16 protein-coding genes are annotated in these 18,927 nt (G+C 57.6%); 9 read left to right on the top strand and 7 right to left on the bottom strand.

The window, feature by feature from the left end; genetic code table 11:
- The first annotated feature begins 96 nt into the window (after positions 1 to 96).
- From kdpA to FHS21_RS18525, 6 genes are all read left to right on the top strand, one after another.
- A complete protein-coding gene (kdpA, locus tag FHS21_RS18555) occupies positions 97 to 1,800 on the top strand; it encodes a potassium-transporting ATPase subunit KdpA (protein WP_183663619.1) in 1,704 nt (567 codons plus the stop codon).
- A 181-nt stretch (positions 1,801 to 1,981) separates the two neighbouring features.
- The gene (kdpB, locus tag FHS21_RS18545) at positions 1,982 to 4,075 is read left to right on the top strand and encodes a potassium-transporting ATPase subunit KdpB (RefSeq protein WP_112523917.1); all 2,094 of its coding nucleotides are present in this window, start codon (positions 1,982 to 1,984) and stop codon (positions 4,073 to 4,075) included.
- A 12-nt stretch (positions 4,076 to 4,087) separates the two neighbouring features.
- On the top strand, positions 4,088 to 4,657 hold the full coding sequence (gene kdpC, locus FHS21_RS18540) for a potassium-transporting ATPase subunit KdpC (RefSeq protein WP_112523914.1): 570 nt from the start codon (positions 4,088 to 4,090) through the stop codon (positions 4,655 to 4,657).
- A gap of 60 nt (positions 4,658 to 4,717) precedes the next feature.
- Positions 4,718 to 7,423, top strand: coding sequence for a DUF4118 domain-containing protein (locus FHS21_RS18535; RefSeq protein WP_183663618.1), 2,706 nt, complete (start codon positions 4,718 to 4,720; stop codon positions 7,421 to 7,423).
- Positions 7,420 to 8,112 carry a response regulator transcription factor gene (locus tag FHS21_RS18530; protein WP_112523907.1) on the top strand — a complete coding sequence of 231 codons (693 nt, stop codon included), beginning with the start codon at positions 7,420 to 7,422 and terminating at the stop codon, positions 8,110 to 8,112. The genes FHS21_RS18535 and FHS21_RS18530 overlap by 4 nt, the downstream gene beginning before the upstream one ends.
- A gap of 39 nt (positions 8,113 to 8,151) precedes the next feature.
- Positions 8,152 to 8,601, top strand: a complete 450-nt coding sequence (locus FHS21_RS18525; protein ID WP_183663616.1) for a PTS sugar transporter subunit IIA — start codon at positions 8,152 to 8,154, stop codon at positions 8,599 to 8,601.
- Positions 8,602 to 8,604: 3 nt separating this feature from the next.
- Here FHS21_RS18525 and FHS21_RS18520 read toward each other — a convergent pair whose 3' ends face one another.
- The 4 genes from FHS21_RS18520 to FHS21_RS18505 form a co-directional block, all read right to left on the bottom strand.
- Positions 8,605 to 8,868, bottom strand: a complete 264-nt coding sequence (locus tag FHS21_RS18520) for a hypothetical protein (RefSeq protein WP_183663614.1) — start codon at positions 8,866 to 8,868, stop codon at positions 8,605 to 8,607.
- A 68-nt stretch (positions 8,869 to 8,936) separates the two neighbouring features.
- Positions 8,937 to 9,917 (bottom strand): 4-hydroxy-tetrahydrodipicolinate synthase, encoded by a 981-nt coding sequence (dapA, locus tag FHS21_RS18515; protein WP_183663612.1) that lies wholly within the window; start codon positions 9,915 to 9,917, stop codon positions 8,937 to 8,939.
- A gap of 390 nt (positions 9,918 to 10,307) precedes the next feature.
- Entirely contained in the window at positions 10,308 to 11,750 is a 1,443-nt protein-coding gene (locus FHS21_RS18510; RefSeq protein WP_112523900.1) for a TRAP transporter large permease, read from the bottom strand.
- On the bottom strand, positions 11,747 to 12,355 hold the full coding sequence (locus FHS21_RS18505; protein ID WP_112523897.1) for a TRAP transporter small permease subunit: 609 nt from the start codon (positions 12,353 to 12,355) through the stop codon (positions 11,747 to 11,749). Before FHS21_RS18505 ends, FHS21_RS18510 begins: the two co-directional genes overlap by 4 nt.
- Positions 12,356 to 12,570: 215 nt before the next feature.
- On the opposite strand from FHS21_RS18505, the gene FHS21_RS18500 reads away from it, so the two are divergent.
- Both FHS21_RS18500 and FHS21_RS18495 read left to right on the top strand, forming a co-directional pair.
- Positions 12,571 to 13,065 carry a GFA family protein gene (locus FHS21_RS18500; RefSeq protein WP_112523894.1) on the top strand — a complete coding sequence of 165 codons (495 nt, stop codon included), beginning with the start codon at positions 12,571 to 12,573 and terminating at the stop codon, positions 13,063 to 13,065.
- A gap of 2 nt (positions 13,066 to 13,067) precedes the next feature.
- Complete coding sequence (locus FHS21_RS18495; RefSeq protein ID WP_210283568.1) at positions 13,068 to 13,904, top strand: aldo/keto reductase; 837 nt, start codon at positions 13,068 to 13,070, stop codon at positions 13,902 to 13,904.
- Here the strand turns inward: FHS21_RS18495 and FHS21_RS18490 are convergent.
- Both FHS21_RS18490 and FHS21_RS18485 read right to left on the bottom strand, forming a co-directional pair.
- Positions 13,901 to 15,694: a chloride channel protein gene (locus FHS21_RS18490; RefSeq protein WP_183663610.1), complete on the bottom strand. Its 1,794-nt coding sequence runs from the start codon at positions 15,692 to 15,694 to the stop codon at positions 13,901 to 13,903. The two genes, FHS21_RS18495 and FHS21_RS18490, sit on opposite strands and share 4 nt — an antisense overlap.
- Before the next feature lie 136 nt (positions 15,695 to 15,830).
- Positions 15,831 to 16,631, bottom strand: coding sequence for an SDR family NAD(P)-dependent oxidoreductase (locus tag FHS21_RS18485; protein WP_183663608.1), 801 nt, complete (start codon positions 16,629 to 16,631; stop codon positions 15,831 to 15,833).
- A 104-nt stretch (positions 16,632 to 16,735) separates the two neighbouring features.
- Here FHS21_RS18485 and FHS21_RS18480 point away from each other — a divergent pair, with 104 nt between their 5' ends.
- Positions 16,736 to 17,680 carry a GlxA family transcriptional regulator gene (locus FHS21_RS18480; RefSeq protein WP_183663674.1) on the top strand — a complete coding sequence of 315 codons (945 nt, stop codon included), beginning with the start codon at positions 16,736 to 16,738 and terminating at the stop codon, positions 17,678 to 17,680.
- On the opposite strand, the gene FHS21_RS18475 is transcribed toward FHS21_RS18480, so the two are convergent.
- Positions 17,670 to 18,923, bottom strand: coding sequence for a Zn-dependent hydrolase (locus FHS21_RS18475; RefSeq protein WP_112523882.1), 1,254 nt, complete (start codon positions 18,921 to 18,923; stop codon positions 17,670 to 17,672). The two genes, FHS21_RS18480 and FHS21_RS18475, sit on opposite strands and share 11 nt — an antisense overlap.
- Between the last annotated feature and the right edge of the window lie 4 nt (positions 18,924 to 18,927).

Below are 18,927 nucleotides of genomic sequence, written 5' to 3'. Positions count from 1 at the left end.
CGCTCCGGTTCTCGAGAACCGCACCAGCTCCCTCGACAAGCTGAATTCTCAAGCGGTCTCCAGCGCATTACCGGCCAAGGCCCGGAAAGCTACACCATGACTCTCAACGGTTGGATACAGATACTCGTCTTCTGCGGGATCATCATTTTGCTCGTGAAACCGCTCGGCGGTTACATGACGCGCGTCTTCAACGGCGATCGCACATTCCTTTCGCCCATCCTCGTTCCCGTGGAGCGAGGCCTTTACCGCATAGCCGGAACAAACGAGCGGGAGGAGCAGCATTGGACGACGTATACAGCGGCGCTGCTGTTCTTCAGTTTGGCCGGCTTTATCGTTCTCTATTTCTTGCAGCGGTTTCAGGGAGCGCTTCCCTATAATCCTGCCGCAATGGGCGCAACCGAGCCCGGGCTCGCATTCAACACGGCCGTCAGCTTCGTGACCAATACGAACTGGCAGAATTACGGCGGCGAAAGCACGATGTCGTATCTCGTGCAGATGGCAGGCTTTACCGTTCAGAATTTCGTCTCGGCGGCAACCGGTATTGCCATAGCGATCGCGCTTATCCGTGGCTTTGCACGAGCATCCGGCAAGTCAATCGGTAATTTCTGGGTCGATCTGACCAGGTCTACGCTCTATATCCTGCTGCCGATCTGCATCGTCCTGACAGTCGTTTACGTCTATCTCGGCGTTCCGCAAACGCTCGGAACCTATGTGGATGCCACGACGCTGGAAGGTGCGAAGCAGACGATCGCTGTTGGCCCGGTTGCTTCGCAGCTCGCGATCAAGATGCTCGGCACCAATGGCGGTGGCTTCTTCAACGTCAATTCCGCGCATCCGTTCGAAAATCCCGATGCCATCTCGAACCTCATCCAGATGGTGACGATCCTTGCGATCAGCGCGGCTTTGACCAATGTGTTCGGCCGCATGGTCGGCAACCAGCGTCAAGGCTGGGCGATCTTCGCCGTCATGGGCATTCTGTTTATGGCGGGTGTTGTTGTCTGCTACTGGGCCGAGGCTGCCGGTAATCCGCTGGTCCACGCTCTTGGGCTCGACGGCGGCAACATGGAAGGCAAGGAAACACGCTTCGGCATCCCCTTGTCAGCACTGTTTGCGGTGGTCACCACAACCGCCTCCTGCGGTGCCGTCAATGCGATGCATGACAGCTTCATGGCGATCGGCGGCATGATACCCCTTATCAACATCATGCTGGGCGAAGTGATCTTTGGCGGTGTCGGGTCGGGTCTTTACGGTATCCTCCTCTACGTGATCATTGCCGTGTTCGTGGCTGGCCTGATGGTTGGCCGTACGCCGGAATATCTTGGCAAGAAAATCGAGGCGAAGGAAGTCAAGATGGCCATGCTGGCTGTTCTGGTTCTGCCTTTGGCGATGCTCGGCTTCACCGCCATAGCCTCGGTTCTGCCGTCTGCGGTCGCTTCCATTGCCAATCCCGGTCCGCATGGTTTCTCGGAGATCCTGTACGCCTATACCTCGGCTGCGGGGAACAATGGCTCAGCCTTCGGTGGTCTGTCGGGCAATACGGCCTGGTACAACCTTACTCTTGGCGCCGGGATGTGGATGGGCAGATTCTTTGTCATCATTCCAGCCCTGGCGATTGCTGGTTCGCTGGTTGCCAAGAAAACCGTTCCGGAATCCGCGGGCACCTTCCCAACCCACGGCGGCCTGTTCGTTGGTCTGCTCGTCGGTGTCATCCTGATCGTCGGTGGTCTCACCTTCTTCCCGGCGCTGGCAGTCGGTCCAATCGTCGAGCACCTCGCAATCGGCCTCGGGCAGACATTCTGATGGGCCCCGCCATGCGTCACAGCTACCTGCAGTTCAATCTCAAGCCCCGCGCTGGAAATTTGGCGCGGGGAGCAAAAAAGCGTGTGCGCGCTTCCGACATCATTCTCGGTATGACGCTGATAATGTTGTTCGTCTGGCTCGCCGCATACGGGTTTATTCACATTCACAACTGGAGTCTCAAATGAGCCAGTCCAAATCAGCGAGTCTTATGGACTCATCCATCTTGATACCTGCAATCGGCGGCGCTTTCAAAAAGCTAAACCCGCGCAGCCTCATCCGAAACCCCGTTATGTTCGTCGTCGCCGTCGTTTCAGCCCTGACGACCGTGCTTTTCGTCAAGGACATTGCAACAGGCGGACAGAGCCTCGGTTTCTCCTTCCAGATCATCATCTGGTTGTGGTTCACGGTGCTCTTTGCCAACTTCGCCGAAGCGGTGGCCGAGGGACGAGGCAAGGCCCAGGCAGATTCGTTGCGCAAGGCGCGGACCGAAACCCAGGCGAAGCTCCTTTCCGGCGATGACCGCACCAATTTCAAGCTTGTGCCTGGCGCGAGCTTGAAGGTTGGCGACATTGTCCTCGTCGATGCCGGTGATATCATCCCGTCAGACGGCGAGGTTGTCGAAGGTATCGCCTCGGTCAATGAATCAGCAATCACTGGCGAGTCCGCTCCTGTCATTCGCGAGTCCGGTGGTGACCGGTCTGCAGTGACTGGCGGAACGCAAGTTTTGTCCGACTGGCTGCGCGTCCGCATCACAGCGGCGGCCGGTTCGACCTTCATTGACCGGATGATCGCACTCGTTGAAGGTGCCGAACGCCAGAAGACGCCCAACGAGATTGCGCTCAACATCCTTCTTGCAGGCATGACGCTGATCTTCGTTCTTGCTACGGCGACAATTCCGAGCTTTGCCTCCTATGCGGGCGGCGCAATCCCGGTCGTCGTGCTCGTTGCCCTGTTCGTGACGCTGATCCCCACGACAATCGGCGCATTGCTGTCGGCAATCGGTATTGCTGGCATGGACCGACTCATCCAGTTCAATGTGCTGGCAATGTCCGGGCGTGCCGTCGAAGCTGCGGGTGACGTTGATACACTGCTCCTCGACAAGACCGGCACGATCACCTTCGGTAATCGTCAGGCGACTGAGTTCTTGCCCGTCAAGGGCGTATCGGAACAGGAACTTGCCGATGCCGCACAGCTTGCTTCACTGGCGGATGAAACGCCGGAAGGCCGCTCAATCGTCGTACTGGCCAAGGAAAAATACGGCATACGGGCCCGGGATATGCAGACGCTGCATGCGACCTTTGTGCCCTTCACCGCACAGAGCCGCATGAGCGGTGTCGATATCGATGGCTCATCGATCCGCAAGGGCGCCGTCGACGCTGTTCTTACCTATGCCAATCAGATGTCGCTTGCGACGTTCGGAGCTGGCGGAACGACTGTTGCGACACGGGCCACGGCCGAGACCATTCGTGATCTGCAGGCTATCGCCGACCAGATCGCCAAGGGCGGTGGCACACCGCTTGCAGTTGTCCGCGATGGCAAGCTACTCGGCATCATATACCTGAAGGATATCGTCAAGGGCGGCATTCGCGAACGTTTCGCCGAGCTGCGCCGTATGGGCATCCGCACGGTGATGATCACCGGCGACAACCCGCTTACCGCTGCCGCCATTGCAGCAGAAGCCGGCGTCGACGATTTCCTCGCGCAGGCAACGCCCGAAAACAAGCTCACGCTGATCCGCGACGAGCAGTCGAAGGGCAAGCTTGTCGCCATGTGTGGCGACGGTACCAATGATGCTCCGGCACTTGCCCAGGCAGATGTAGGCGTCGCCATGAACACCGGTACTGTTGCAGCCCGCGAAGCTGGCAACATGGTCGATCTGGACAGCGATCCTACCAAGCTGATCGAGATCGTCGGCATCGGCAAGCAGTTGCTGATGACTCGCGGTGCGTTGACGACCTTCTCGATTGCCAATGATATTGCCAAATACTTCGCCATTATCCCGGCGATGTTCCTGGCGTTCTATCCGCAGCTCGGTGCACTCAATATCATGGGACTGCAGACACCCCAGAGCGCCATCCTGTCGGCGATCATCTTCAATGCGCTCATCATCGTCGCCCTTATCCCGCTGTCGCTCAAAGGCGTCAAATACCGGGCTGTCGGTGCTGGCGCGCTGCTGAGGCGCAACCTTCTGATTTATGGCCTCGGCGGCGTCATTGTCCCCTTCGTCGGTATCAAAGCTATCGACGTGGTCATCACAAGCCTCGGCTTGGCGTAAAGGATTATTCCAATGTTAAAACAACTCAAACCCGCGATTATCATGATCATCGCCTTCACGGTCATAACCGGCCTTATCTATCCTTTGGGCATGACCGGCATCGCTCAGGTCCTGTTCCCGCGGCAGGCCAATGGCAGCCTCATCGAGAAGAACGGTACCGTCATCGGTTCCGAACTGATCGGTCAGGCCTTCGCCGCCGACAAGTACTTCCATGGCAGGCCATCTGCTGCGGGTGACGGGTATAATGCCGCTGCGTCCAGTGGGTCCAATCTTGGACCGACAAATCCGAAATTGATCGATCGTATCAAGACGGATCTGGCCGCCTTGCAGGCAACCAACCCGAATACTCCGGTGCCGATGGATCTCGTTACCACCTCAGGTAGCGGTCTGGATCCGCACGTCTCGCCGGAAGGGGCCTATTTCCAGGTGCCGCGCGTCGCCAAGGCGCGTGGTATCGATGAAACCCGCGTCCGCCAGCTGGTTGATCAGAACGTCCAAGGCCGCGAGCTCGGTTTCATGGGTGAACCGGTGGTGAATGTGCTGGCGCTCAACCAGGCACTTGATGGCCTGACGGCACAGTAGTTGAATGGGAGCCGGGGATCTGCAGCCGCAAACCCCCGGCTCTGGCATGAGAGGCCCACAATGCCCACTGACAGCCGCGACACCGACAGGAGGCCATCGCCTGATGCACTCCTTGAAAATGCGGAGCGCGAGACGCGAGGACGGCTGAAGATTTTTCTCGGGGCGGCACCCGGTGTGGGCAAAACCTATGAAATGCTGATGGCTGGCCGAGCGGCACTTGCAGATGGCAAGGATGTGGTGATCGGTGTCGTCGAGACGCATGGCCGCATGGAAACACAGGCGCTGGTCAACGGTTTCGAAGTGATCGGGCGCACGCAGATCAACTATAAGGATCATCATCTCCAGGAGATGGACCTCGATGCAATCCTCGCACACCGGCCAAGCCTCGTTCTGGTTGATGAACTCGCACATACAAATGCTCCAGGCACGCGACATCCGAAGCGGTACATGGATGTGCAGGAGATCCTGGCACACGACATCGATGTCTATTCGACAATGAACATCCAGCATGTCGAAAGCCTGAATGATGTCGTGGCGCAGATCACCAAGGTGCGGGTGCGCGAAACAGTGCCGGATTCGGTCATCGACCAGGCCGATGAGGTCGAGATCATCGATCTGACGCCCGCTGATCTGATCAAGCGTCTGCAGGAGGGCAAGGTCTACGTTCCTGCCAACGCCAAGCGCGCCATGGAAAACTATTTTTCGCCGGGCAATCTGACTGCCCTGCGCGAGCTTGCGCTGCGGCGTACCGCGCAACGTGTCGATGATCAGCTGCTCACCCATATGCAAGCGAATGCGATATCCGGGCCCTGGGCAGCCGGCGACCGGGTTCTCGTCTGTATCGATGAGCATCCAGGCGGCGCTTCACTTGTCAGATATGCCCGCCGTCTTGCGGATAGGCTTCGGGCGCCGTGGACAGCTGTTAACGTGGAAACACAGCGCTCGACGCGTTTTTCAGAAGCGGATCGTAATCGGATCGCATCTACCCTGCGCCTTGCGGGTCAGCTGGGCGGTGATGCGATCACACTTCCGGGCCGGGATGCGGCCGAGGAAATTGCTCGTCACGCACGGGAAAACAATGTTACACACATTGTCATCGGCAAGCCGCACAAGGCGCAATGGCGCGAACTCTTTGAAGGGTCGGTATCTCATGATCTGATCCGCCGGGCTGGCAATATCAGCGTGCATGTCATCTCGGGAAGCGAAGAGGGTGCGGGTCCCACGGTGCGGACCGCTGAGCAGGCGCCGATGGCGAGCATCAGGATCAGAGCCTATCTCTTGAGCACCGCCTATGTGATCGGTGCACTCGCATTCGGCCTTTTGCTCTCGAGCGTGGTTGACGTGCGCAACATTGCGCTCGTCTTTCTCATGGCAGTGCTCGCTTCGGCCGTTTCAGCCGGACTCTGGCCGGCTTTGTTCGCATCCGTCCTTAGCGCCCTGATGCTCAATTTCTTCTTTCTCCAGCCGCTCTACACGCTCGATATTAGCGATCCGGAAAGCGTCATCGCGCTAGCCTTTTTCTTTGGTGTCGCAGTCATTGCCAGCAATCTGACCGCACGGGTCCAGCGTCAGGCTTCGGCGGCACGTCAACGTGCACGAACGACCGAAGATCTGTATCTGTTCAGCAAGAAGCTCGCTGGGACCGGCACGCTCGATGATGTATTGTGGGCGACGGCGTTCCAGATCGCATCCATGTTGAAAGTGCGTGTGGTCCTGCTCCTGCCGGATCATGGGACAATCGAAGTGAAGGCCGGCTATCCGCCTGACGATACGCTGGACGATGCGGACATCGCGGCGGCGCGCTGGGCTTGGGAAAACAACCGTGCAGCAGGTCGGGGAGCCGACACGCTACCGGGTGCGAAGCGGCTTTATCTGCCATTGCGGACAGGACGCATGGCGGTCGGCGTCATAGGGCTGGATAGTGACAAACAGGGGCCGCTGCTCACACCGGAGCAGCAACGCCTGCTCGATGCACTGGCTGATCAGGCGGCTGTCGCCATAGAGCGCACGCAGCTTGTGGCCGATGTCGACCGTGCCAAGCTCGCAGCGGAGGCCGACCGCCTTCGCTCGGCGCTGCTGACGTCGATCTCGCACGATCTGAAAACCCCGCTTGCGGCCATCATGGGCGCAGCAGGTACCCTGAAGGAGTTTGCACCTGCCTTGCCGATTGAGGCGCGGGTGGAACTACTCGGGACTGTCATCGACGAGTCCGAGCGGCTCAACCGGTTCATTGCCAATCTGCTAGACATGACCAGGATAGAATCTGGGGCAATGGAGCCGAATTTCGCGTTCCACTACGTTGGCGACATTGTCGGCACCGCGCTGAGCCGGGCTAGAAAAATCATTGGGCAGCACAAGACGGAGGTTAATATTCCGCCCGACCTGCCGATGCTGAGGGTCGATCCGGTGCTGTTCGAGCAGGTATTGTTCAACCTTCTCGACAATGCTTCCAAATATGCACCGGAAGGTTCCTCGCTGCGAATTCAGGCCTGGACCGATGATGGCTGGGTAATCCTGCAGGTCATCGACGAAGGGCCGGGCATCCCCGCCGAAGATCTGGAGCGGGTTTTCAATACATTCTATCGCGTACGCAAGGGCGATCAGGTCACAGCCGGCACGGGGCTTGGCCTGTCGATATCACGCGGCTTCATAGAAGCCATGGGCGGCACCATTAAAGCGGAAAGGCGTATCGACCGGTCGGGTACGATCTTCACGATCAGGATGCCTGTTCCGAAGGAGACGCCAAACCTGGAAGAACTCATATGACAAATTCGAGTGTCAAGATCCTGGTTGTGGATGACGAGCCACCCATCCGCAAGTTGCTCCGGCTCGGCCTCAGCACGCAGGGCTACAACGTAATCGAGGCTATGAACGCTACCGCCGCGATCGAACAGATAGCTTTGGCGCAGCCGGATCTCATCGTGCTCGATCTCGGACTGCCAGACCTGTCCGGTTACGAACTGCTGCGCCGCTGGCGCGATGCGGGTTCGGATCTGCCAGTGGTCATTCTTTCAAGCCGGACGGATGAAGGCGGAATCGTGCAGGCGCTGGAGCTCGGCGCAGATGATTACATCACCAAGCCGTTCGGCATGAATGAACTCGTCGCTCGCATACGTGTCGCATTGCGACACAGGTTGCAGCAGCAGGGCGAGAGGCCGATTTTCGAGACAGGTGGGCTTTCGGTCGATCTGGTCAAGCGCATCGTCAAGGTCGATGGCAAAGAGGTCAAGCTGTCGCCAAAGGAGTATGAGATCCTGCGTGTCCTCGTACAGCACGCGGGCAAGGCTCTGACGCACCGGTTCCTCTTGGCGCAGGTGTGGGGAGGTTCGACGGATGTGCAATATCTGCGCGTTTACGTGCGGCAACTCCGGCAGAAGATCGAGCGGCTGCCCGATCAACCGCAATATATCACGACCGAGACCGGCGTCGGCTATCGCCTCAGAGAAGTAGAGTGAGCACCCGCGCACGCGAGTGAAAATAGAATGAGAACTGCCATGAAATTAGCCGACTATATAAAGCCGGAAAATGTAATCTTGAATCTTGATGTGTCATCCAAGACGCAGGCGCTGCAGGCAATGTCTGCCAGTGCAAGTAAACTTGCGGCAATTCCAGCCGATACGATTCTGAGTGCGCTGCTAAAGCGGGAAAAGCTGGGGTCGACTGGCGTAGGACAGGGTGTTGCCCTTCCGCATACGCGTATCGCCGGCACTAGCCGACCTGTCGCGTTGGTTGCTCGACTGACGCAGCCCATTGACTTCGAATCGATCGATGGCAAGCCAGTGGATATTGTCTTCCTGTTACTGACGCCGGACGAGGAACCCAACAAGCATCTCAATGTGCTGGCGTGTTTTTCCAGGAAGCTGCGCTCGCCCGGTGTCCTTGATCAAATGAGAGCGGCGAAAGACGCAACGTCGCTTTATTCGTGTTTTACAGAGGAACTTTAGCGCTCAGGCTCGTCTACGGTAAGATGGTTCGGATAGGTCCTGCCAGGGATCGGCGAGCAGACAATTATCGTCCTCGGCGCACCAGACCGCACCCGGCTGGTGCTCACTCTGCGCAACGGCAAAATGTATGGCCGATTGCTTGTCCGCAAAGAGACCGCCGACCAGACGCTGCCTGTCACAGACGATCCAGCAGCCGTCAATGTTGCGACCGACAAGAAAGCGGTAACAATTGTTCGAGTTGTCGTGTTTTTTTACAGCATATGCCATGATTTCTCACTTTCAGCTTCAGGCTTACCGGCCTGAAGCGATTGATTTTGTTGAATTGCGTTTTGGTACTAGACGCGCCAGACGAGCGGTGCGGTCTGAGCGTCGGAAGGCGTCTCGACTTGCTTGAAGATTGCATTGGCGCCGTCATCTGTCCCACCCAGATGATCCAAGGCCGATCGGATCTCTCCCGCTGTTTCGACGGAAACGGGCACGAGCGGCAGGCGAACTTCTTCACTCATGCCACGGCGATGCTTGAGCGCATACTTCACCGGGCATGGATTTGTATCAAGGTCAAAAGCCTTAAAGACTGGCTGCATTCTTTGCTGAATGTATCTGGCGGTAGCCCAGTCACCGGCTTTGCACGCATCGCGCAGGGCGACGAAAACGTGCGGTAAAACGTTGGCGATGACCGAGATCATCCCGTCGCCACCCAGCAGATTAAATGCATATGCAGTCTCATCGTGACCGGACAGCAGTATGAAGCGGTCATGGAATATCGTGCGAATATATTCGACGCGCTTGACTTCTCCCGTCGCGTCTTTGAGACCAACGATCGAAGGAATCTGGGCAAGCCGGTCGAGAGTGTGCATGGTAAGGTCGACACCCGTACGCGACGGCACATTGTAGACGATGATCGGCAGGTTGGTATTCTGCGCGATAGCCTCGAAGTGCCGCACAATGCCCTCCTGGCTCGGCTTGTTATAGTATGGAGTGACAATGAGGGCAGCGTCGGCGCCGCAGGACTGGGCCGCGGACGTATGGGCAATCGTCAGTTCGGTGCTGTTTGTGCCTGTACCGGCAATGACCGGCACGCGTCCGCGTGAAGTTCGTACGCAAGTTCTGATGACCTTCAGCCGCTCGTCCCAGGCAAGGGTAGGGGCTTCACCGGTGGTCCCGCATGGGACAAGGGCATCGATGCCGCATTGTATATGCCACTCCGAGAGGGTGGCGAGAGCATCATAATCGATAACGCCGTTCTGGAAGGGCGTGACGAGTGCGGTCATCACGCCCTTCCATCGTGAAGGGTCGTCTTTGCTGTTCGTAGTCATGGATTTCCTCTTATTACGATCTATCTGCAGACCCGCCCCGAACGCCGGCAAACTGCCGGCAGCAGGATGGGCCAGCTCCCTTCGCTCAGAGAGAGACACTGAGTGCGACGGCGAGTCTCAAACCGGCGGCCCCTGCCAATAGAGCAGTGAGCACCAGCAGCGTTATTAGCCTCTGGCCGTGCTTCGCAGTAAGGTTCGTTTGTTTAGTCTGGTCTAATCCTACAGTATTCATCGAGATGGTCATTTCCATGCACTCCAATGATTTGGGTACACAAAAGAAATACCATGCCCGCCGATATGAATTCCATTGCGGGTTCAGAGTAAAGATATCAAGAATTCATAAAGCGCTCTGGCTCGGCCGGCCGATGCCGACCGACGTTTCGCAGCCAATTACTTGAACGACGGCGGCTGCCCAAGATCGAACGACGGCGGATTGCCGAGGTCGTTGCCCGGAGCGGATGGCAAATTCAGCTGGATATTTTGCAGGTCGACCGCGGGCGTCGAATCAAGGAAGTAGGTAACCATCCCCGGAAAGGCGATGAGTAGACCCACAAGGATCAGCTGCAGAACCAGCCATGGGATTGCTCCCATGTATATATCGCTGGTCTTGATCGATTTTGGCGCGATGCCCCTGAGATAAAACAACGCAAAGCCGAAGGGCGGGTGCATGAAACTCGTCTGCATATTGGCGCAGATCATGACGCCGAACCAGATGAGGTCGATTCCCAGTGCGGATGCCGCGGGCGCTAGCAGTGGAATGACGATGAAGGCGATTTCGAAAAAATCGAGGAAGAAGGCGAGGATAAATATGAAGATATTGACGAAGATCAGAAAGCCGACGACGCCTCCCGGCAGGGAGGTCAGCATGGTTTCGATCCAGTGACCGCCGCCGACGCCCTGAAACACCAGACTGAACACGCGCGCGCCGAGCAGAATGAATACAACCATGGCGGTGAGGCGCATCGTCATATCCATCGCCTGATAGACGAGCTTCCAGGTCAGGCGGCGGTTCAGCCAGGCAATGAACATGGCACCGACAACACCCATCGCTCCGGCTTCCGTGGGTGTGGCAAGGCCCATGAAGATCGTGCCGAGCACGATGAAGATGAGAGCAAGCGACGGGATCATGCCGCGAGCGCAGCGTGCCAGCAGCGGCCAGCCACGGAGGGTGCGCGCTTCCGGCGGAAGCGCGGGAACGTGATCCGGCCTGATGATACTGAGGACGAACACCCAGCCCGCGAACAGCAGCACCTGAACGATGCTCGCTCCGGTCGCACCGATATACATATCACCCGGCGACTTGCCGAGCTGATCGGCAAGGACGATGAGCACAAGCGATGGCGGAATAAGTTGGGTGATCGTGCCGGAAGCCGCGATGACACCGGTGGCGTGGCGGATATTGTAGCCGTATTTCGCCATCACGGGCAGCGAAATGAGCCCCATTGCGATCACCGAGGCTGCAACGGTTCCCGTGATTGCGCCGAGAATGGCACCGACAAGGATGACCGCGTAAGAAAGGCCGCCGCGAACGCCACCGAACAGCTGACCAAATCCTTCAAGCAGGTCCTCGGCGAGGCCGCACCGTTCAAGGATGACGCCCATGAACGTGAAAAACGGGATGGCCAACAGCAACTCGTTGGAGAGGACCGAAAACATCTGGTAGGTGAGATTACCGAGGAAGTCCGGGCTGATTTCGCCCATTTCGATGCCAATAAAGCCGAAGAAAAGCCCGACTGCGGCGAGGGAAAATGCTGCGGGATAGCCGATCACCATAAAGATGATCAGCCCGAAGAACATCAACGGGGCAAGATTGTCAGCAAAGAATGTCATCATTGAACGGGTTTCTCGTAGGCAAATTCGCGAACATAATCAGTGGTGAGGGCGAGATAGCATTTGATGAGTTCTGAAATGCCCTGCAGACCCACCAGTGCGAAGCCCACCGGAAGGCTTAACTTGACGGGCCAGAGCGGAAGACCGCCGGAGTTGGACGATCCTTCATTGGTTACCCACGACAGGACGAACCAGGGCCACGTGAAATAAATCATCAGGCAACATATCGGCAGCAGGAAAAACAGGCCGCCAAGCAAATCGATCCACGTCCTCGTTCTTTCGCTGACGGAGCCGTAAACGAGGTCGACGCGCACGTGCTCGTTCAATTTCAATGTCCAGGCACCGCCCAGCATGACCATGCCGGCGAAGAGATACCACTGCAGTTCTGAAAGCGAATTTGAATTGCGGCCGTAAACGGCAAGGATGCCGCGAAACAGGCCGCCGACACCGACATTGTGGTCCAGCCAGATCATCGTGCCGATACTGTAACGCAGGAACGCGTTGAAGGCGCAAACCAGCGATGCAAACAAGACAAAATAGATCGCGACTATGGCTATGCGACGATTGAATTCATCGATCCAGCCCGTGATGGCCAGCCATCGTGACATGCAGCGTCCCCTCCCATTCACACCTTTCTGCAAGTCGGCACCTCTTGTTTGAGTTTGCAGCCGGTCTTGCGGGTTGACAGAGTTAACCCAAGGAATCGAACGTTGCAATGGCGCAGCTTTCATCAATTTCACCGAATGAAAGCAGGAGCCGTCGATCCGGAGCCTTCACTTCCTGATGCAATTGCGCAATCATCGGGAGGCAAGGAGGAACATCAATGGCGACAGATTCGGATGTCTCGGGCGGCCTGACCGGGGGTTGCGTTTGCGGCCATGTGCGCTACCGCATGGAAACTGCGCCGATCGTTGTCCACGGCTGCCACTGCCGTTATTGCCAGCGGATGTCGGGTTCGGCTTTCGCGGTCAACGCCATGATCGAGGCGGACCGCATTATACTCACCGGTGAGGGCAAGCCTGATGCGATTCACACGGCGTCGGCATTGCCAGCTGGCCAGATGATCCATCGCTGCCCGCGCTGTTCCGTACCGCTATGGGCCAATCATTCCCAGCTTGGTGAGACTTTCGCGCTTGTCTACGTCGGCACGTTGGACGACGCTTCAAAGCTATCTCCCGATATTCATTGTTTCACAACGACCAAGCATTCATGGGTCGCGTTGCCAGCGGGTGTTCCGGCCTTCGAAGGCAATTACGATGCGGAACAGGTCTGGAGTGCTGAAGCCAAAGCGCGCTTCACAACGGCGATGCAAGGTTAGATATGATGAAGCAGACGGCTCTTCCCTCAGGTGAGATGGTTCCGGTGCTCGGTCAGGGAACATGGTTCATGGGCGAGGACAGACGGCAGTTCTATCAGGAAGCGGATGCACTGCGGCTTGGCCTCGATCTCGGCATGAGCCTGATCGATACGGCGGAAATGTACGGCAATGGCGGGGCAGAAGAAGTGGTCGCCGAAGCTATCGAACACAGGCGCGACGAGGTGTTTCTCGTAAGCAAGGTCTTACCGTCAAATGCATCACGAAGGGGGACCGCACTTGCCTGCGAACGCAGCCTCAAGCGACTGAAATGTGAAACGATCGACCTTTATCTGCTCCACTGGCGCGGTGGCTACGCGCTTGAAGAAACGGTGGCTGGATTCGAAGACCTGATCAAGGCCGGGAAGATCCGGCATTGGGGTGTCAGCAATTTCGACACGGAAGATATGGAGGAGCTTCAGGCGGTTGACGGGGGCGAGGCTGTCTCGACCAACCAGGTGCTCTACAATCTCAGTCGGCGCGGCGTCGAGTTTGAGCTATTGCCCTGGTGCCAGGCACACAAGATGCCGATAATGGCCTATTCGCCGATCGAGCAGGGGCGGATGCTCAATCATCCGGCACTCGCGCGCATTGCCAAGGAGTGCGGGGCGAGTCCGGCGGCGGTGGCATTGGCCTTCGTTCTTAGCCACGACGGTGTCATCGCTATTCCAAAATCGAGTACTTCCAAGCACATACGGGAGAATCGCCGCGCGGTAGATGTGAAACTGACGGCTGACCAGCTCACCGTTCTGGATGAAGCTTTCCCTCCACCGCGACGAAAACGACCGCTTGAGATGCTCTAGATTTCTCCGGAAACATCGCGCCGCTGTCTGTCCAGTTCTTCGCTGTAGCGGCGGAGAGTATGGCTTTCAGTGAGGAGACCGATGACGCGGCGCTCGACAAGATCATTGACGACAGCCAGTTCTTCGCTTTCCGCCTTGTCAAAAATAGCGGCAGCCTGTTTGGCGTTCATCTGTGGTTGCAGGAAGTCGTTCTTGTATTTGATCAGGCCGACGATCGATTGGCCTTCGTCGGAGCTTTCGGTCACACCCGAATGTGCCTCCGGTACCAGAACCATGCCGGCATATTTGTTGTTATCGTCGACAATGATCACGCGCTGGGTTGAACCAAGCGGGAAATCACGGCGGAACTCATCGATGCTCAGATTGGACGGCGCTGTACGGACATCGACACGCATAAGCTTGGCCACGGTTAGATTGCGGATCCAGCCTACATCATGCGCACTTCTGATACTTTCGCCTCTCAGGTGGAAACGCCAGGTAGCGAAGGAATAGCCGAACAGATTGCGTACAGTGAGCGAGGCGGTAATCACCGCCGCAAGGACCAATACCGTTATCGGAAAATCGCCGGTGATCTCGAGGGCAAGGAACGTCATGGTCATGGGGCCGCCGATGACCGATACGGCCAGCGCGCTCATGCCGACAACGGCGTATATTACCGGTGTCAACGTGGCATGGGCGAAGACATAGGGCGCGGAATAGGCAAAGAGCTTGCCGAGCAACGCGCCCATGAACAGCGAGCCGAAAAACAGGCCGCCGCGGAAACCCGAACCGATGGAAATCGCCGAGGCGAATGATTTAAGCAGGAGCACGCCAATCAAAGCCGCAATTGGTGTTGTGTTATCGAGATTGAGGTGCAGCGCGCCATGGCCGCCGGAAAGAACCTGAGGTGAGATCAGCGCCAAAAGGCCGATGAGTGCACCGCCAAACAACGGCCGGATCGGTCCGGGAATAAAGCTCTTTCGCGCAATCTGCTCGATAAACGCAACCCCCTTCATGAGAAGGATGCCGGCCAGCGCGCAGAAGACGCCGAGAAGCAGAGCCGGGATATAATCTGCCGGGACCACTGTTCCGAAACTGCCGATATCGATGATGAAATTATTGCCGGCGAGCATCCGCGCGATAATTGTTGCAGCGAGTGCTGAAACGACGACGGGCGCCAGACTAAGGATCGTATAAGAGCCGATGATCAACTCGAAAGCGTAAAATGAACCCGTCAGCGGGGCATTGAACGCAGCCGCAATTGCGCCGGCTGCGCCACAGCCGACGAGGATGCGCAGGTCCGAACGACGCAATTGCAGGGAGAGGCCAATCTTCGAAGCAAGGCCCGATGCGAGCTGGGTGTAGCCGGCTTCGAGACCAACCGATGCTCCAAACCCGTTGGAGATGAGGTTTTGAGCAGCAATGATGAGACTGTCATTGAGTGAAAGACGTCCGCCATGCAGCGCGTTTGCCTCAATGGGGTCGACCATGGGCCTTTTCCGATAACGGTTGAGAATGAGCAGCACCAATCCCAAAATGGCGCCGCCCGTCACAGGTGCGACGAGCAAGAGCACATAGTCATTCGCCATGATCGACGAGAGCCGTTCGCCTTCGTTCAACCCGAAAATCAACTCGTGCATCTGCTGCGCGACGAAGCTCATGGCGGTGACGACAAAGCCCGACACGATGCCGACAGCGGCCGCCGCAAGAACGAGGCCGAGTTCGGTGCTGCGGGCAAATGCCCTCAGACGGCTTGGTGCAAGAAATATGGAGAATACGCCCAATCGGCGCAGTGCCAGTTTGCGAGACATTGTCGGCCCGGTGAGGTTTGATCAGAATGGACAGGTCGACAGCCGAGTATACGTCTATTGTGTCAATGCGTTGGCACGATTCGTAGCTTTTTTTCAGATTATGGCGCGCGCGAGCCCTGCGCGCGCCATCGGTTCTTTAGTGACTCAGCAGGCGGGCAGCCGGCCTGCTGTGTGACAGGTTGGGACCGAGCGCCTGACGCGCCACCTCGAAGGTGTTCCAGTCGACCGCATCCGGAAGAGCGGGGATGGTGACAAGTTCCCCCTGGTCGAGGCCAGCTAGAGAGGCATCAACCATGTCTTCGGCCGACATGACGATGCTCTCGGGAAGATTGCTGACGGGCAAGCCGGCGATATCCCAGAATTCCGTGCTGGTAGCGCCTGGAAGCACGACCTGAACGCGGATGCCCTTGTCCGCGAGTTCATGATGCAGCGATTGGCTGAACGCGAGGACGAAAGCCTTGGTACCGCCGTAGACCCCGTTCAGGAGTTCAGGGGAAATCGCAGCGATTGAGGAGATATTGATAATCGTGCCGCCACCGCGCTCGACGAGGCCGGGAGCGGCCGCCTTGGTAAGTCGGCTAAGGGACACGACGTTCAGCATGATCATGGCATCCATCTTGGCCGCGTCGGACTCAAGCAGCGGCGCGGCTGCGCCGACACCGGCATTGTTAACAAGCATCGTTATGCTCGCGTCGGTACGCAGGATGTCTTCAACGCGCGTTATGCCTTCCTCACTGCCGAGATCCGCAGCGACGACCTCGACTGTACGCCCGGTTTCCGTCGTCAGGCGGGATGCCAGAGCGTCAAGTCTTTCACGGTTGCGCGCAACCAGAATGAGGTCATAGCCGCGCTTGGCAAGCCGGTCCGCATAGACGGCGCCGATGCCAGAGGATGCGCCGGTGATAAGGGCAGTGCCCTTGGATAATGTGCTGGTCATGTATCTGCTCCATTGTTCGGGGATCATTCCCGCCGATGGAGAGACTTTACATTTCGGCCGCCATGTCTTAAATGTCGTATATACCACCTTTTAGGACATTCATGATGCAGCACATTGGAATCATCCTGTTCCCTGGGTTTCAGGTTCTCAATCTGGCCGCTACAACAGTGTTCGAGTTTGCCAATCTGGCTCTGGATGAGCCTTACTATGAAATAAGCCTGCTGTCGGAAAGGGGTGGGCTGGTCGCTTCGTCTGCAGGATTTTCTATCGGTACTGTACCTTTCAGCGATGCTGCATTTGATACGGTGTTGGTCGTCGGTAATAATGACGTCGAGCCGGTGTCATCGGGCCTGATCGATTTCTTGCGCGAAGTCGCCCCGCGATCACGCCGCATTGGCTCGACATGCACCGGTGCTTTCATCCTTGCCGAGGCTGGGCTCCTGGACGGGCGGCGCGCGACTACCCACTGGTTCCATGCCCGGGATTTCCAGCGGGCTTTTCCAAACGTGAAGATGGAGGAAGATCGTATCTTCATCATAGACGGGCCGATCTGGACATCTGCCGGCATGACCTCCTGTATCGATCTGGCTTTGGCCCTGGTGGAGAAGGATCTGGGGACCGATATAGCCAAGTCAGTTGCCCGAAAGCTCGTCGTCTATCATCGCCGTGCGGGTGGGCAATCGCAGTACTCGGCGCTGCTCGAACTTGATCCGAAGTCTGACCGAATCCAAAAGAGTCTCATCTATGCCAGGGAAAATCTGCACAAGGAGCTATCGGTAGAGCAACTCGCGGAGGTCGTGCATCTGAGCCCACGCCAGTTCAGCAGGGCGTTTCAGGCGGGAACGGGTCAATCACCCGCCAAGGCCATCGAGAACCTGCGCGTAGAGGCGGCGCGGTTGATGATTGAAAATGGGCGCATGCCGATCGATACAATCGCCCGCGATGTTGGCTTCGGTGATCGTGAACGCATGCGCCGCGCATTTCTGCGGGCTTTCGGGCAGCCACCGCGATACATGCAGCGGAACGCTCGAATAGCGGCTATTTCATAGCCATCTGAAGCGCGACCAGAGTTGATTCCAGCAAAACCTGTGCGCCTAGTATGGAATGTTCGGGCTCGACGAATTCCGCTTCATTGTGGCTGAGACCATCGCGGCAGGGCACGAAGATCATGGCAGCATCGGTGACCCGTGCAAGGAAAAGCGCATCGTGGAACGCGCCCGATAGCATTGGCTTGGAGGCGACACCGAGACGCGTTGCGGCCCGATCGACAGCTTGTAATAGCAGCGGAGAAAATTGCGCCGGCGGCATGTCGAACGTTCGGCGGATGACTGCTGCACAGCCGAATGCCGACGCCTTTTCTTCGCAGGTTACGCGAACATGGTCCTCCAGCCGCGCCAGTTCTGAAGCGTCCGGATGGCGCAGGTCGACACTGAAGGACACCTTACCGGGAATGGCGTTGATTGACGCCGGCTCTAGCGATATGCGGCCGATGGTCAATCGGGCCCGCTCGTCATTGGGCATGACGGAATTGTAAAGCTCCTGCAGCGCTTCGGTGACTGCCACGAGCGGATCGCGGCGGAACGAGAGTTGTGTCGTTCCTGCATGGGCGGTCTGGCCCGTAACCACGACCTCGAGCCAGCGCGTGCCTTGAATCGCATGGACAATACCGATGGGGATGTTCTCGCGCTCAAGCGATGGTCCCTGTTCGATATGCAGTTCAAGATAGCCGGACAGCGGGCTTCCCAGAGAGCGCAGGATCGCTTCCGGAAGGGCGTCGAGCGTCGCCGCAAGTTCCTCACCCAATACCCTGCCGTCTGGAGAATGGGTGGAATACCACTCGATCGGAATTGCACCCGAGGCAAAGGCCATCGATCCCATGCAGCCCGGAGCGTATTGGCTGCCTTCCTCGTTGGTCCAGGCGACCACCTCCACGGCTCTAGGTGTCTGGATACTGGCATCCTCCAGGGATTCGAGCACTTCGAAGGCTGACAATGTACCAAGCGCGCCGTCGAAGCGACCGCCCATAGGCTGGCTGTCGAGATGACTGCCGATCAGGAAGGGCGGAAGGTCGTTGGAAAGCCCAGGCCGGTGGATGAACAAATTGGCCATTGGATCCTGGAAAACGCCAAAGCCGCGCTCTAAAGCCAGATTTGCAAGTTTAGCCCGAGCACTCCGATCTTCGGGAGACAGCGCCTGGCGGTTGACGCCGCCAGCCGGGGTTGCGCCAATAGCGGCAAACTCATCCAGCCTTTGAAGGAGACGTTCGCCATTGATCCTTGCCCTCGTGTTCATTGCA

It is taken from the genome of Phyllobacterium trifolii (assembly GCF_014192095.1).
Lineage (GTDB): Bacteria > Pseudomonadota > Alphaproteobacteria > Rhizobiales > Rhizobiaceae > Phyllobacterium > Phyllobacterium trifolii.
Note: the sequence above shows the minus strand (reverse complement) of the source record. Positions and strands in the feature narration are given on the sequence as shown.

Coding starts and splice junctions, on each gene's coding strand:
- FHS21_RS18505 (WP_112523897.1), bottom strand. CDS start 12,355: ATGTCACGATGGCTGGCCATCACGGGCTGGATCGATGAATTCAATCGT.
- FHS21_RS18495 (WP_210283568.1), top strand. CDS start 13,068: ATGATGAAGCAGACGGCTCTTCCCTCAGGTGAGATGGTTCCGGTGCTC.
- FHS21_RS18480 (WP_183663674.1), top strand. CDS start 16,736: ATGCAGCACATTGGAATCATCCTGTTCCCTGGGTTTCAGGTTCTCAAT.
- kdpC (WP_112523914.1), top strand. CDS start 4,088: ATGTTAAAACAACTCAAACCCGCGATTATCATGATCATCGCCTTCACG.
- FHS21_RS18500 (WP_112523894.1), top strand. CDS start 12,571: ATGGCGACAGATTCGGATGTCTCGGGCGGCCTGACCGGGGGTTGCGTT.
- FHS21_RS18530 (WP_112523907.1), top strand. CDS start 7,420: ATGACAAATTCGAGTGTCAAGATCCTGGTTGTGGATGACGAGCCACCC.
- FHS21_RS18520 (WP_183663614.1), bottom strand. CDS start 8,868: ATGGCATATGCTGTAAAAAAACACGACAACTCGAACAATTGTTACCGC.
- dapA (WP_183663612.1), bottom strand. CDS start 9,917: ATGACTACGAACAGCAAAGACGACCCTTCACGATGGAAGGGCGTGATG.
- FHS21_RS18475 (WP_112523882.1), bottom strand. CDS start 18,923: ATGAACACGAGGGCAAGGATCAATGGCGAACGTCTCCTTCAAAGGCTG.
- FHS21_RS18490 (WP_183663610.1), bottom strand. CDS start 15,694: ATGTCTCGCAAACTGGCACTGCGCCGATTGGGCGTATTCTCCATATTT.
- FHS21_RS18485 (WP_183663608.1), bottom strand. CDS start 16,631: ATGACCAGCACATTATCCAAGGGCACTGCCCTTATCACCGGCGCATCC.
- FHS21_RS18510 (WP_112523900.1), bottom strand. CDS start 11,750: ATGATGACATTCTTTGCTGACAATCTTGCCCCGTTGATGTTCTTCGGG.
- kdpA (WP_183663619.1), top strand. CDS start 97: ATGACTCTCAACGGTTGGATACAGATACTCGTCTTCTGCGGGATCATC.
- FHS21_RS18535 (WP_183663618.1), top strand. CDS start 4,718: ATGCCCACTGACAGCCGCGACACCGACAGGAGGCCATCGCCTGATGCA.
- kdpB (WP_112523917.1), top strand. CDS start 1,982: ATGAGCCAGTCCAAATCAGCGAGTCTTATGGACTCATCCATCTTGATA.
- FHS21_RS18525 (WP_183663616.1), top strand. CDS start 8,152: ATGAAATTAGCCGACTATATAAAGCCGGAAAATGTAATCTTGAATCTT.